Origin of the sequence: Pseudomonas sp. A1230, assembly GCF_044218825.1 — a bacterium.
In the GTDB taxonomy this organism is placed as follows: Bacteria; Pseudomonadota; Gammaproteobacteria; order Pseudomonadales; family Pseudomonadaceae; genus Aquipseudomonas; species Aquipseudomonas iridis.
In genome coordinates, this window is record NZ_CP162582.1 from 3,470,749 (window position 1) to 3,484,212 (window position 13,464).

The window sequence follows — 13,464 nt, forward strand, 5'->3', positions numbered from 1 at the left end:
TAACAGTGGGAAATGTCTTACGGCGCAGATCGATAATTATTGGTTGGGTGGGTTTGCGGACTGACAGTGGCTATACCGGGGTCTGCCAGATGGCTATCGCTGGCAAGCCAGCTCCCACAGGGATCTCGGTTGAAACCAGAATCCCAAACACACCACAAAACCTGTGGGAGCTGGCTTGCCAGCGATGGGGCCAGACCTGCCACAACAAAACTTCCAGACAAAAAAAGCCCCGCCCGGCAATCACCGGGCGAGGCTTTCAATGCATCAGACCGAATGCTTACGCCACATTCATCGTCTTGTGCGTATCAATCAAATGCTGCACCACACCCGGATCAGCCAGGGTCGAAATATCGCCCAACCCGTCATATTCCGCCGTAGCAATCTTGCGCAGAATCCGGCGCATGATCTTGCCCGAACGCGTCTTCGGCAAGCCCGGCGCCCACTGGATCACGTCCGGCGAAGCGATCGGCCCGATCTCCTTGCGCACCCAGTTTTTCAATTCCAGACGCAGTTGCTCACTTGGCTCTTCACCGCCAATCAACGTGACATAGACATAAATGCCCTGCCCCTTGATGTCGTGCGGCACACCGACCACCGCTGCTTCAGCGACTTTCGGGTGGGCAACCATGGCGCTTTCGATCTCGGCTGTGCCCATGCGGTGGCCAGACACGTTGAGCACGTCGTCGACACGCCCGGTGATCCAGTAGTAACCATCGGCATCACGCCGCGCACCGTCACCGGTGAAGTACATGCCACGGAAGGTCTTGAAGTAGGTATCGACGAAGCGGTCATGGTCGCCATACAGCGTACGCGCCTGACCCGGCCACGAATCGAGAATCACCAGATTGCCTTCGGCCTCGCCCTCAATAATGTTACCGAGGTTGTCGACCAGCGCCGGCACCACACCGAAGAACGGACGCGCCGCCGAACCCGGCTTGAGCGCGTGAGCCCCCGGCAGCGGGCTCATCATGTTGCCGCCCGTTTCGGTCTGCCACCAGGTATCAACGATCGGGCAACGCGACTTGCCGACATTCTTGTAGTACCAGTCCCAGGCTTCCGGGTTGATCGGCTCGCCCACCGAACCCAGCAGACGCAGGCTGCTGCCATCAGCGCCTTCAACGGCTGCCTGACCCGACGCCATCATCGCGCGGATCGCGGTCGGCGCGGTGTAGAGGATGTTGACCTTGTGTTTGTCGACGATCTTCGCCACCCGGGTGATGTCCGGATAGTTCGGCACGCCTTCGAACAGCAACGTGGTCGCGCCATTGGCCAGCGGGCCGTAGACGATGTAGCTGTGGCCAGTGACCCAGCCGACGTCGGCGGTGCACCAGTAAACCTCGCCCGGGCGATAGTCGAACACGCGCTCGTGGGTCATCGCCGCGTACAGCAAGTAACCGCCAGTCGTGTGTTGCACGCCCTTCGGCTTGCCGGTCGAGCCGGAGGTATAAAGGATGAACAGCGCTTCTTCAGCGCCCATCTCTTTCGGCGCGCAGACAGTGCCCGCCACTTTCATCAGGTCTTCGTACCAGATGTCGCGATGCTGGTTCCACTTGATATCGCCGCCGGTGCGCTTGCACACGATGACTTTCTGGATGCTGCTGGTTTCCGGATTGGTCAGCGCGTCGTCGACGTTGGCCTTGAGCGGGATTTTCTTGCCGGCACGGATGCCTTCGTCGGCGGTGATCACCACTTTCGATTTGCAGTCGATGATGCGACCGGCCAGCGCTTCCGGCGAGAAACCGCCGAACACGACCGAGTGAATCGCGCCGATCCGGGTGCAGGCCAGCATGGCGACCACGGCTTCGGGAATCATCGGCATGTAAATGGTCACCACGTCGCCGCGGTGTACGTCCTGGCCACGCAGGGCGTTGGCGAGTTTGCACACTTGTTCGTGCAGTTCGCGGTAGGTGATGTTGCGGCTTTCGGAAGGATCGTCACCTTCCCAAATGATCGCGACTTGATCGCCGCGCTCGGCCAGATGACGGTCGAGGCAGTTGTAGGAAACGTTCAAGGTGCCATCGGCAAACCACTTGATGTCGACATGGTGATCGTCGAACGACGTCTGCTTCACCGTGGTGAAAGGCTTGATCCAGTCGAGACGCTTGGCCTGCTCGCGCCAGAAACCGTCAGGGTTGACGACCGACTGCTGGTACATGGCTTTGTAGGTCGCCTCGTCAGTCAGCGTGTTAGCCAGAACCTCGGGACGAACGGGATACAGAGAAGCCGCACTCATCTTTCCTACCTCGGTGTAATAGTTGTTTTTGTATGACCCTGTTGTAACGGGGCCGGGCCCATAGAACCATTCGACGATGGTAGTAACAAGCCCCTACAAAACGTCCAGATACCCCTCGTGCAGGCCTTACACCGTTCGGTCAAATCACCGCGCGCCCCTGTGGGAGCTGGCTTGCCAGCGATTCAGACGACTCGGTCTATCAGACACACCGCATCGCCGCAAACACGACATCCGGCGATTGTTACCAAATCTGCCAAAAGTGTTTATCAAAACCCGCTCTGTTTACCCCCGCCCTACCTCCCTAAAATTCACTTCGCCAACACGGCAAACGCGATTAACAACGTTACAGCCCCCACGAAGGCCGTTAATCCAGCTCTCCAGGTAATGCATCAAATACTCAAGCTCCACACGCAACCCCAAAAAGGTTGCGTGACCCCACTCGACCTCAAAAAGGTAACTTTGAAATGAAAGCTTTATTGGTTCTGGCCCTCAGCAGTCTGTGCGTAACCGCCATGGCAGACGAGGTCCCGACTGATGTCGCACAGCAACAACCGATCATCGAGGAATACACCTACTCGACCCACCTGGACATCGCCAACGTTGTATCCATGAGCGAGATTCCCAATGTCTGCGAAGTGGTACCGGCGAAAATGGAGTACGACGACTCCAAAGGCCAGCGCCACATCCTGCGCTATAGCGTGATGGGCAACGGCTGCACCAATTGATGATTGAGACTGCACCGAATTGAACCGCTCTGCGCAACATTGAGGGTCGATTCCAGCCCGACTTCGGTCGGGCTCAGTTGTGTCTGAAGTCGTTCAAAAGGGTTGCAAAACACTAGATGTAGTGAAAACCGCGATTTTTTGTACGTTTTTTGATCAAATCCACAACTGCGATATTTTTCCAAAAAAAAATCTTTCCCCGGCAAAGCCCTGTAAACCCTCACTCTCCTCGAAAAACCATCCTCCTCGACCGCTCCATGTGCGGATTCGCCTCAGCACAGCCGTGTTTTTTTCCCTATAATGCCGCCCTAATCGGGACAGCAATATTCCCTTACAGGGATGAAAAGCCAGTCTGAAGCCCCGCAGCATCGTTCAACGCTGATTGCGCCCGTCAGAGGCTCTCGGAACCCCGAACAAAATTCTGTTTTATTGCCTGCGTATAGCTGCTGCAAAAAACGATTCCTTTAGATCCAACGCGGTCTGTATGGCCGTGTGAAAAACCAACCATCAGGTTTCACACGGGCGACAGGCCCTCACGCAGGAGACGACACGTCATGCTGAGCTGGGACGAATTCGACAAAGAAGACAGTGAAGTAGCAGCAGTGAAAGGCGCCAACGCCGGCCACGCTACCGAAGCCAACATGGACCGCCTCGACAGCGCCGGCGGTGCCGCCGCCCTCGAAGCACGGGCCGTAACGGCCAGTGATTCGGCTGCCGTGGCCCGCGCCAAGGCTGCACTGAACTCCCTCGACGTCGCCGAAGGCCTCGCCGAACTCGAAGGCGCCTCCGCCCGCGTCGCCGTTGACGAAAAGCGCATGATCAACTGCCGCGCCGACCTCAACCAACTCGTGCCATTCAAGTACGACTGGGCCTGGCAGAAGTACCTGGACGGTTGCGCAAACCACTGGATGCCGCAAGAAGTCAACATGACCGCCGACATCGCCCTCTGGAGAAACCCGGAAGGCCTGACCGACGACGAGCGCCGCATCGTGATGCGCAACCTCGGCTTCTTCTCCACCGCCGACTCGCTGGTTGCCAACAACCTGGTCCTGGCCGTGTACCGCCTGATCACCAACCCGGAGTGCCGCCAGTACATCCTGCGCCAGGCCTTCGAAGAGGCGATCCACACCCACGCCTACCAGTACTGCATCGAATCGCTGGCCATGGATGAAGGCGAGATCTTCAACATGTACCACGAGATCCCATCGGTCGCGAAAAAAGCCACCTGGGGCCTGAAATACACCCGTTCGATCTCCGATCCGAAGTTCGAAACCGGCACCGTCGAAACCGACAAAGAGCTGCTGCGCAACCTGATCGCCTACTACTGCGTTCTGGAAGGCATCTTCTTCTACTGCGGCTTCACCCAAATCCTCTCCATGGGCCGCCGCAACAAAATGACCGGCGTCGCCGAGCAGTTCCAATACATCCTGCGCGACGAATCCATGCACCTGAACTTCGGCATCGACGTGATCAACCAGATCAAAATCGAAAACCCGCACCTGTGGGATGCCGAAATGAAGGAAGAAGCGACCCAGATGATCCTGCAGGGTACGCAGCTGGAGATCGAATACGCCCGTGACACCATGCCTCGCGGCGTACTGGGCATGAACGCGGCGATGATGGAGGATTACCTGAAGTTCATCGCTAACCGTCGTCTGAGCCAGATCGGTTTGAAGGAAGAGTACCCAGGGACGACTAACCCGTTCCCTTGGATGAGCGAGATTATGGACTTGAAGAAAGAGAAGAATTTCTTTGAGACTCGTGTGATCGAATACCAAACTGGTGGTGCTCTGAGCTGGGACTAACTAATAGTCTCGCTCGCCACGATTTGACGGTTGCGGTCTGAGTCGACAAGTCGAGAAAGCAAAAAGCCCCGATTTAATCGGGGCTTTTTTATGGGCGATGGGTAATCCGTTTCCATCCCTACATCCGAGCGCTAAATCTCCTACAGCAGTTACAGCCGCTTCCGCATTGATACGCTCCACAAGCACCTCTAAGCTCAACCGCAGGTGCCTAAGAAACGCCCAACGTAGAAAGCATGGTCAACCCACAGACGCACACGTCGTCAGTGGTGATTGCCTGCTCGTTGGGATTTCTTAAGTCCACTCTACGTTGGGGCCAGGCTCTCCAATATCTAAATGTAGAGGTCATGGATATGCCCGATCCTTTTTCTGTAACCGTCTTCTCTCGCCACAACCTCGCTCTTCATGCCCTTCTACTCGAAAACCAACCATGGTTCTGCGCTCGCGATATCGGCCGTTTGATGGGTGTTCATCTGAGCGAGCGCATGGTCAACAAACTGGACAAGGATCAGCGTCGCGTTTTGTGGATTGAGTATTTCCGGCAACCCGAAAAACAACTGATGCTCAGCGAGTCCGGCGTCTACGCGCTATTGGTGTATCACTACGTTCCGGGGAATCGATTGTTGCGTGAGTGGCTGACTCATCAGGTGGTGCCGGCCTTGCGCGATGCTGAACATTTAGGCCATTCAGATCGGCCGATGTTGAGTTTGTTGGATTGGCCGGAGATGTCGTTGAGTCTGTTGCATTGGCAGAACGAAGGTTGGATTCGGCTGCGGGACATGCCCTATCTGTTGAGCGGCCAGCCACAGCGCGGCGTCGCCGGAACCACGTCTTTATGGAGGCGATTGGCGCAGGCGTTTCAATCGTTGAGACGTAGATACGGAAAGTGCATGAATGATTGGAGCTCTTAGCTTTCAATTACTTCCAACCGTCGCTTGAGCCTCTCATTCACCAACGCTCCGTGCGCTCCAGAATGAATTTCCCGGTGGCAACTTGGACATACGGCCGCCACGTAACGTGGATGGTCCAAACCGCCATCGGAAACACGGTTTACGTGATGAGGCTCTAAGTAGGGTGTGCCATCCTTTTTCATGAAAGGGGCCGGTCGTTGACAGCTCTCGCATGCTCCCTGGGCACGCATCAACACATAGTGCGCAACCTTTCGACTGCGCTGATAAATCTTACGCGGAGCAGATAGTTTTAGATCATCACTGTCAGGCTTGCATGCAGCAAGCGCAACCAAACGCGCAGCCTCCAGAGAGCCAGGAAGGTCAGCCACGTTCTCATCATCTATCTCAGACTCAAACACTCCATTTGCAAGGCCCACAGGAACTAGCCGAAAAACTATCGCCGTCCGAGCTTCGCCGTTCACATCCGGCTGGGTGCGCTCAAACATATCGGCACAAGAAAACTCGCCCTCATAAACGTAGCCCTCACCCTTACCGAGCGATCTGAACATATGCAGCGCTCGGCCATTCACGGCATGCTCGGCAATGGCTCGGTTGCCGCTACTCAGAGTCATCGGCCCGCGCTGTCCTTGACCGGTGTAAAGGTAAGCACCGTGTTCCCAATCATCGGCATACCCGTATTGCTTACCGCTATCACCGGTGAACAAAAAAATCACAGGGTAGGTTCTGGAGCTTGCGATGCCGTTTTGTCGGCTTCCGCCAAAAGGTCCATTGATCTCTGTTATTCGATCGTAAACAGCCCCCTGCGTGAACTGAAGCACTGGTTCGCCTTCGCCACGCGGCAACTCCACAATATTAAAACCGCGCTTTTTTAGGTAACTGTTAGTCGGATGCCCCCCGGAGAATTCACCGACTGCAACTCCTGTCGCCAAGGAGACGATCTTCTTCGCTGGATACAGTTCACCGCCCGCGTGAACGGCGTAACGGTGAGCTTGGTTGTCTTCCCACCCCCTCCAATCAGGCTTGCCTCGGAATTTATGATCAAACTCCAGCATCGCATTGACTATTCGTTCCTTCGAAACCGCCTTGATCGCCACGGGAGCTGCCCCTTTTTCGCCAACGTCTGTAGGAAAATTCCTATAGTCGCTAAACAGCAAAAGGGTTTCAATACGTGACAGGGCGAAGAGCCACTAATTGTTCAAGCGTGCGCCATACTCGCCTCCCACTATTAACACCCTCCCCCACTCAAGGATCCGAGCCCCACCATGAAATTCGATCTCGCCTATTGCCTCAGCCTCGACGACAAGTTGTCGATCTATGACGTTCGCGATCTCAATTTCGATGAGACGGTGGCGTTCGATTCCGCAAAAGAACATTTCCAGTGCCCCAACGATGCCTGTCGTTCGGCGTTCGAGGCTTCCAACGAGTTGGGTACGTTCAACGCCAAGAATGTGAATTACGTGCGCACGCCGCACTTCAAGAATCTGCCCACGACGCAGCATGTGGCGGGTTGTCCGTATGTGAGTTTGAAAGCTTCAGCCTCGGGTGTTGAAACGGCGGATGGCGAGGCGGATGACGGTCGCGAGGAGCACTTCCCATCGGAGTTGTTGCTGACGCGGCGTGAGTATGTGCGCAAGCCTGTCGCGCCCGCGGGAGAAGCGGATGTGTTGCGCGATGATCCGGTACGAGTGACGGCGGACAGTGGTAAAGAGTCCGCAAGTCGCGAGTCGGCGCCGGACAAGACCAGCGTTTTCGCGCATCCGGTGGAGTGCTTTGTTTCTAACTTCGCCGACAAGGATTTGCTCAAGCGCATGCCGTTGAAGGTCGGCGAACACTCGGCGCCGTACAGTTCGTTCTTCAAGAAGATTGAGTATCTGACGGACAACAAGGGGCTGATTTACTGGGGGCGGATCAAGAAGATTGAAGACTTTCACAGCGGCGCCAGTTTCCGGATCGATTTCGAAGACAAGGTCTGGTTCAAGAAGCCGGAGGACAGTAAGAAGAAGCCTTATGCGGTCAGTGTTTATCTGAACAAGAAGCTGATCGACAACTACCGCAAGCGCAAGGCGTTTCTGGAGGAGATCAAGCACGCTGCTGATAGCGACAAGGCATTGTTCTGTTTCTTCTATGGTGTGACGCCGGAGTTGAAGCAGGTTCCGGGCAAGAAGAACCCCGAAAAGCCTTTCGAGGTCTTCAATGCCAATATCGAGAACCTGGATCACTTCATTATTCGTGAAGCGCCGGGTCTGGAGTGACGGTTAGCCCTGGGGCAGTTGCAGGTTGACGGCACCGGGGTGTTGTTTGACGACGGAGTACGGCAGGATCGACCAGTCTGGCGCATCGCAAGCGCGGGCCACACGAGCAAAGTAAGGGCCGAGATAGAGACCTTTCGTGGTGAAGTACCAGGGTGAGTATCCCCAAATGCTTTCGTCGCTGTAGTCGCAAGCGTTGTCGTCGTCCTCCGCTGGTTTCTTCATTTCATTGGGGTAAAGCGTGGTGAACTGCTTGATCAGCCAAGGCACTAGCACTTCGCGCTGATAAGTTGAATACGCTTCACTTTCCGAAGCACTCAACGGCTGGTCACCTGTGCTGTCGCGGTCGGCATGTGACAGTGGCTTGCCCGCTCCGACCCATAACACGTCTGCCAAAGACAGCGGATGGCCGGTTTGTACATCAATATTGAGGGGTGAATCGCCGAAGTCCGGATGTGCACCGCCACAGTAATAGCTGGTGGAGATGTTAAGACTGACCACCGCTGGCGAGATCATCTTCGGTTCTGCTTGTTGCATGAAGTCGGTGTTCACGCCGCCTTGCAGCAGGCAACCGTGATAACTGATCACCTCGCGCCACAACCTGCCGAGCAACTGCTGATTGACCCGCCGAAGGTCATCTTTTGGTAAACCGGATTCCACGCTGAACAAGGAGATCTTCGACTCTGGCTCAGTCCACCATTGCAGGTCGTAGCCCATGAAGTTTTCTTTCTTCGCGGGTTTGAGCTTAAGTCCCTGTAGGCGCAAATACTCATACGGTGCACTTTGGGGCAGCGTGGCAATAAATGGCAAAGTCATTGAGGTCGGCGCTGGGAGTTTGGCCTCAGCCAGCTTCACCGGCAGTTTTTTACCCTGTGGACTTTGCCATTCGCCCTGCCAGCCATTGCTGGTTTCTTCCAGCTTCAAAGTTGGTAACGGCTCATCTTCGCCATAGCGGTTTTCACCTTCTACCAGCGTCAAAGTGCTTTCGTGCAACGAGCCGCTGAGTGCCAGATCGCGATGGTATTTCTCGTAGAAATAGCGGCCATTCACTTCGTCCGGCTGCGTGGTATTGAGCTCCACCACAATCGGTGTTTTACCCAACGTACCGGTGAACACGCGTCGGCCATCTTCAGCATGGGCGGCGGAAATCAGTGTGAACAGCGCCGCGGCGTATGGCGCCAGGCGCAGCAGTCCCTTGAGCATGATCGATCCTTGAAAGAGGCGGAGGCGGCGCCGGTGTTTGCACGCCGGCGCGGTTAAAGTCGGGGCGGATTATGGCGAGGCTAAACCAGAGAATCGAGTGCAACCGCACATTTCGGCCTCACCCTGGCGCTTAATGAAAAGCTTCGATCTCTCGCCACGCCGCCAGTCGTCGCTCCAAGGCACGTTTGATACCCGCCTCATTAACAGCGCAATAATCACGTAACCAGTGAGCGACCATTTCGACATTTGGCCAGTACGTATCTTTCTGGCCTTTGCTGCTCCTGGGCGTGTCATTCATCGCGGCATCGAAACCAATGGCTGCACGTTCACCTTGTGGTAAACAGCCCCACTCAGCTGCACTGCCCTGGAAATACCAGGCGATTTCATCAATGTGTTTTTGTGCGCTGCGATGGCTGCGCCGATAAAACCTGTACTCGCGACAGCTTTGATCCATACGCTCCGGCATGATGCCGGCATCGACCCAATCCATAAGACCATGATTGATCGCATCGCGAATCAAGCCTTCACGCCAGCGATCAGCAAACCAGGCAACAAAACCTTCTGCGTCAGCCTTTTTCGCATCGGCGAAGACCATGCAGTAACGGGTTTTCACATGGATAACAAACAATACGTGCTTACGTTGCACAGTGATCGCATGGACTAGCCACTGCTCTACAGATCTGCTGGCCTCGTCGTCTTCGATGGCCGGCGACGGCGGTTTGTTATCCACGGGCGAAATCTTTTTGCCCTTATGGATGCGGCTGAAGAACTTGCTGGCAGCCTCGGTGCAATTGAAGATCAACATCCTGGTTCTCTGCTAAGACGGTTAACGATGTTCAATCATCGCGTTCGATTTCTTCTGCCCATTCAATTCCGAAAGGCTGGCGTACAGCGTACGAGATTTTCTCACGCATCTCATCACTCAGAACCGATCGCTTCCTCACCGCGCCGTGACCTTTGCCTGAGCTGAGCCGAATAATCACTCATCTGATCACCATCCCCAGCATCACGACTATCAACAATCCAATATAGACCCACGCATGCACCCGATCCGGTATCCGCCCGATCCATCGCGTCGCCAATCGAATCCCCAGTAACGACCCCACCGTCAACAGCGCAAACGCCAGCAAATCCACATACCCGATAAACCATGGCCCTAGATCTGTCTCGCTGAAACCGGCCAGCGCCATGTACGTCAGGGTCCCGGCCACTGCCACCGGTACGCTCAACGGATTGGCCATGGACGTCGCCTGCGACATGCTCAACCCGCTGCGGCGCAGGAGCGGCACGGTCATGACGCTTCCTCCTACGCCAAGAAACGTCGCGATAGCGCCAATGCCTACACCGCCGCCGGACGTTTCCATCCTGCCCAATCGGCGTGGGACTACGTCTTTAGCGTGTGTGAGAAATCCGCGTCGCAGCAGGCAATCGACGATGGTCACGCCAAGGTAGGCGATGAACGCATAGCGGATGACTTCGCCGCTGACCCATACCGCCGCTATCGCGCCGAGGATCGCGCCCAATCCGATGAACCCGCCCAACGGCCAAAGGTAATCGCGAATGAGATTGCCGACGCGGCGGTGTTTGTCGATGGCTATCAGAGCGTTGACGATCATCACGCAGGTCGAAGTGGCGACGGCAATGTGCATCGCTGATTGGCCGATGGGGTCGTCGGCCCCGTGACTGGCGGTGAGCATGCGGTACAGCAGCGGCACAACGACGAAGCCGCCACCGAAGCCGAAGAGTACGGCGGTGATGCCGGTCAGGCAGCCAAAGAGGGTTAGCAGGAGGTAGAACATGACGCGTCTTCCGGTGATGGGGAGCGGTCGACGATAGAGCGACATGGATTGGCCTGCTTCAGCAAATCAGCCAATAATATTTGCGTTTACGCCAACCGCTGAGTGCCGTTCGATGCGCAATGTTTCAATCAATTTGCTGGATGACACACCGCGCCCGGTGGTGGCGATCGGTACGGATTATTCCCACGGCCATCTGCTGCCATTTCATACGCATCGTCGAGCGCAATTGCTCTACGGCGCGACGGGAGTGATGCAGGTCAGCACCCATGACGGCAACTGGGTGGTGCCGCCGCAACGGGCGGTGTGGATTCCGCCGGGGGTGGCGCATGAGGTGTTGATGCTTGGGGTGAGTACCCGAAGTTTGTACATCGAACCGGGAGCGGTTGATTTGGGCGAACGCTGTCAGGTTATCGACGTGTCACCGTTAATGCGCCATCTGCTCATGGAAGCGGTGGAGGTTCCGCAGGCCTACGACCCGAGTGGGCGAGACGGTTTGCTGATCGATTTGTTGCTGCACGAAGTTACACGCAGTGCTCCTTTGCCCCTGCACATTCCGTTGCCGAACGACGGAAAACTACTCGCGCTGTGTCAGAACTTTCTGCATCAGCCCAACGCCCATCAGTCGCCACAACATTGGGCCGAGCAGTTACACATAAGCTTACGGACCTTCAACAGAGTGTTTCGCCAGCAGACTGGAATGAGCTTCAGCGAATGGCGGCGAAGAGCCTGCGTGGTGCTCGCACTGGCACGGTTGGCGGCGGGTGAAACGGTGACTCGGATCGCCCTGGACTTCGGCTACGAAAGCCCCGCAGCGTTTTCGACGATGTTCCGGCGCATCCTCGGTCAGCCACCGTCCGTCTGGTTGGAGGCGGCAAAATAGGCAAAATCAAAAAATGCGTTTGATCCCGACTGAAAACAACTGTACAAAAACACAGTACATTTTCAATCAGCACTCTTGAGCCCGGAGCACACCATGGCCTCTCTTGCGATGAACCACATCCTCGAACGCATTGCCCTTTTCCAGTTCACCCCGACGCACTGCGTGCAGGCCAGAGTAATGCTGGGCTGGAGCGTGGAACAGCTATCGCGGGAGGCTGAAGTTTCGGTAGGCGACATTCAACGGTTTGAAGCGCAGCAAGAAGTGGCGGATGCGGCACGCCTGGCGTTGGCCTACCGGTTTGAGTCGCGGGGGCTGGTGTTCTTTCCCGGGTTTGCGCCGGGCCGTAGTGCGAGTTTGAACGCGATGACTTCGGAATCAGCAGGGCATGGGGAATATGCGATGGCTGAGTGAGGGTTTGTGGCGACGGGATAGATTCCTCGTCACCACGAAAATCAACTTCAGCACTGACTGAAGGGGATCAGGCGTTTTGCACAACTCCCTCACTCTCCCCTTCAATCCCCAACCACCAGGCATTGCCGCGCTGCGGTTGACTGATGTTGAACGCCTCCCCCATTTGCGGCGTCGTGATCGAAATGCTCCGCTCCCAGGCCAGCGCCAGTATCCGGTCGAACGGTTCATGCCACGCATGCATCGCCAGATCGAAAGTGCCGTTGTGGATCGGGAACAGCCAGCGGCCCTTTAGGTCGATGTGGGCTTGCAGGGTTTGTTCGGGTTGCATATGCACATGCGGCCATTCGACGTTATAGGCGCCGGTTTCCATCAATGTCAGGTCGAACGGGCCGAACTGTTCGCCGATGCGTTTGAAGCCGTCGAAATAGCCGCTGTCGCCGCTGAAGAAGATTCGTGTATCGCCGTCGATCATCACCCATGACGCCCACAAGGTGCTGTTGCCGTCGAACAGGCCACGACCGGAAAAGTGCTGCGACGGAGTGGCGATGAATCGGACACCGGCGATTTCTGTACCTTGCCACCAGTCGAACTGGCGCACCTTGTTCGCGTCGATGCCCCACTTGATGAGCGTGTCGCCGACGCCCAGCGGGGTCAGGAACAGATTGGTTTTGACCGCCAGCCTGAGCACCGCCTCGTAATCGAGGTGGTCGTAGTGGTTGTGCGAAAGGATCACGGCCTCAATCGGTGGCAACTGGTCGAGGCTGATCGGTGGTTGATGGAAACGCTTTGGGCCGGCCCATTGCACGGGCGAGGCGCGTTCGGCGAAGACCGGGTCGGTGATCCAGAATTTGTCCTGCATCTTCAGCAACAGAGTCGAGTGGCCGAGACGAAAAACGCTGTGGTTTGGCGCTGCCAGCAGATCTTCACGGGTAAGCGGTTGCACCGGGATTGCCGCAGCAGGTCGGGTGTTGCTCGGTTTGTGGAAAATCATGTTCCACATGATCCGCAGCATTTTGCGCACACCTTCGCGTTGCACCGGCGCATGATTGCGGAACAGCCCCTGATCCTGTCGAGAGGCTTCAGGCGTGGATGTTTTATCCGGAACGGAAACTGGATTGGCCATGACTGAGTGACTCCAGAAAACCCGCGCGATTCACGGTTTTCCTCGGTGGGACGATAAATGGCCAAAGCACGCACGCATCAGCCGAACGGTCTGTTTTTAGGTTGCGAGGATTAACGCAACATTACACTCGA

At 56.2% G+C, this 13,464-nt stretch carries 12 protein-coding genes; 6 read left to right on the forward strand and 6 right to left on the reverse strand.

Features of this window, described 5'->3' with window-relative positions; genetic code table 11:
• Positions 1-277: 277 nt before the first annotated feature.
• Positions 278-2,233: an acetate--CoA ligase gene (gene acs, locus AB4P97_RS16320; RefSeq protein WP_115146176.1), complete on the reverse strand. Its 1,956-nt coding sequence runs from the start codon at positions 2,231-2,233 to the stop codon at positions 278-280.
• 464 nt (positions 2,234-2,697) lie between these two features.
• Between acs and AB4P97_RS16325 the strand changes: the two genes are divergently transcribed.
• From AB4P97_RS16325 to AB4P97_RS16335, 3 genes are all read left to right on the forward strand, one after another.
• Positions 2,698-2,958 (forward strand): DUF2790 domain-containing protein, encoded by a 261-nt coding sequence (locus AB4P97_RS16325; protein WP_042560551.1) that lies wholly within the window; start codon positions 2,698-2,700, stop codon positions 2,956-2,958.
• A gap of 551 nt (positions 2,959-3,509) precedes the next feature.
• Positions 3,510-4,760, forward strand: coding sequence for a ribonucleotide-diphosphate reductase subunit beta (locus tag AB4P97_RS16330; RefSeq protein WP_042560552.1), 1,251 nt, complete (start codon positions 3,510-3,512; stop codon positions 4,758-4,760).
• A 350-nt stretch (positions 4,761-5,110) separates the two neighbouring features.
• The gene (locus AB4P97_RS16335; protein WP_395602952.1) at positions 5,111-5,668 is read left to right on the forward strand and encodes a Bro-N domain-containing protein; all 558 of its coding nucleotides are present in this window, start codon (positions 5,111-5,113) and stop codon (positions 5,666-5,668) included.
• Here AB4P97_RS16335 and AB4P97_RS16340 read toward each other — a convergent pair.
• The gene (locus tag AB4P97_RS16340; protein ID WP_395601345.1) at positions 5,665-6,822 is read right to left on the reverse strand and encodes an HNH endonuclease; all 1,158 of its coding nucleotides are present in this window, start codon (positions 6,820-6,822) and stop codon (positions 5,665-5,667) included. The two genes, AB4P97_RS16335 and AB4P97_RS16340, sit on opposite strands and share 4 nt — an antisense overlap.
• 108 nt (positions 6,823-6,930) lie before the next feature.
• Here AB4P97_RS16340 and AB4P97_RS16345 point away from each other — a divergent pair, with 108 nt between their 5' ends.
• Positions 6,931-7,920, forward strand: coding sequence for a hypothetical protein (locus AB4P97_RS16345; RefSeq protein ID WP_395601346.1), 990 nt, complete (start codon positions 6,931-6,933; stop codon positions 7,918-7,920).
• Positions 7,921-7,923: 3 nt separating this feature from the next.
• Here the strand turns inward: AB4P97_RS16345 and AB4P97_RS16350 are convergent, their stop codons facing one another.
• The 3 genes from AB4P97_RS16350 to AB4P97_RS16360 form a co-directional block, all read right to left on the reverse strand.
• The gene (locus AB4P97_RS16350) at positions 7,924-9,120 is read right to left on the reverse strand and encodes a hypothetical protein (protein WP_395601347.1); all 1,197 of its coding nucleotides are present in this window, start codon (positions 9,118-9,120) and stop codon (positions 7,924-7,926) included.
• A 130-nt stretch (positions 9,121-9,250) separates the two neighbouring features.
• Entirely contained in the window at positions 9,251-9,925 is a 675-nt protein-coding gene (locus AB4P97_RS16355; protein WP_115146171.1) for a DUF6933 domain-containing protein, read from the reverse strand.
• A gap of 178 nt (positions 9,926-10,103) precedes the next feature.
• Positions 10,104-10,919: a sulfite exporter TauE/SafE family protein gene (locus tag AB4P97_RS16360; RefSeq protein ID WP_395601348.1), complete on the reverse strand. Its 816-nt coding sequence runs from the start codon at positions 10,917-10,919 to the stop codon at positions 10,104-10,106.
• Between the two features lie 112 nt (positions 10,920-11,031).
• Here AB4P97_RS16360 and AB4P97_RS16365 point away from each other — a divergent pair, with 112 nt between their 5' ends.
• Positions 11,032-11,799 carry an AraC family transcriptional regulator gene (locus tag AB4P97_RS16365; protein WP_395601349.1) on the forward strand — a complete coding sequence of 256 codons (768 nt, stop codon included), beginning with the start codon at positions 11,032-11,034 and terminating at the stop codon, positions 11,797-11,799.
• A gap of 93 nt (positions 11,800-11,892) precedes the next feature.
• Positions 11,893-12,210 (forward strand): XRE family transcriptional regulator, encoded by a 318-nt coding sequence (locus AB4P97_RS16370; RefSeq protein ID WP_395601350.1) that lies wholly within the window; start codon positions 11,893-11,895, stop codon positions 12,208-12,210.
• Between the two features lie 67 nt (positions 12,211-12,277).
• On the opposite strand, the gene AB4P97_RS16375 is transcribed toward AB4P97_RS16370, so the two are convergent.
• Positions 12,278-13,333: an MBL fold metallo-hydrolase gene (locus tag AB4P97_RS16375; protein WP_115146167.1), complete on the reverse strand. Its 1,056-nt coding sequence runs from the start codon at positions 13,331-13,333 to the stop codon at positions 12,278-12,280.
• Between the last annotated feature and the right edge of the window lie 131 nt (positions 13,334-13,464).

Bases quoted from the DNA above. Each gene is read 5' to 3' on its own strand.
- acs (WP_115146176.1), bottom strand. From the start codon at position 2,233: ATGAGTGCGGCTTCTCTGTATCCCGTTCGTCCCGAGGTTCTGGCTAAC.
- AB4P97_RS16325 (WP_042560551.1), top strand. From the start codon at position 2,698: ATGAAAGCTTTATTGGTTCTGGCCCTCAGCAGTCTGTGCGTAACCGCC.
- AB4P97_RS16330 (WP_042560552.1), top strand. From the start codon at position 3,510: ATGCTGAGCTGGGACGAATTCGACAAAGAAGACAGTGAAGTAGCAGCA.
- AB4P97_RS16335 (WP_395602952.1), top strand. From the start codon at position 5,111: ATGCCCGATCCTTTTTCTGTAACCGTCTTCTCTCGCCACAACCTCGCT.
- AB4P97_RS16345 (WP_395601346.1), top strand. From the start codon at position 6,931: ATGAAATTCGATCTCGCCTATTGCCTCAGCCTCGACGACAAGTTGTCG.
- AB4P97_RS16350 (WP_395601347.1), bottom strand. From the start codon at position 9,120: ATGCTCAAGGGACTGCTGCGCCTGGCGCCATACGCCGCGGCGCTGTTC.
- AB4P97_RS16355 (WP_115146171.1), bottom strand. From the start codon at position 9,925: ATGTTGATCTTCAATTGCACCGAGGCTGCCAGCAAGTTCTTCAGCCGC.
- AB4P97_RS16360 (WP_395601348.1), bottom strand. From the start codon at position 10,919: ATGTTCTACCTCCTGCTAACCCTCTTTGGCTGCCTGACCGGCATCACC.
- AB4P97_RS16365 (WP_395601349.1), top strand. From the start codon at position 11,032: ATGCGCAATGTTTCAATCAATTTGCTGGATGACACACCGCGCCCGGTG.
- AB4P97_RS16370 (WP_395601350.1), top strand. From the start codon at position 11,893: ATGGCCTCTCTTGCGATGAACCACATCCTCGAACGCATTGCCCTTTTC.
- AB4P97_RS16375 (WP_115146167.1), bottom strand. From the start codon at position 13,333: ATGGCCAATCCAGTTTCCGTTCCGGATAAAACATCCACGCCTGAAGCC.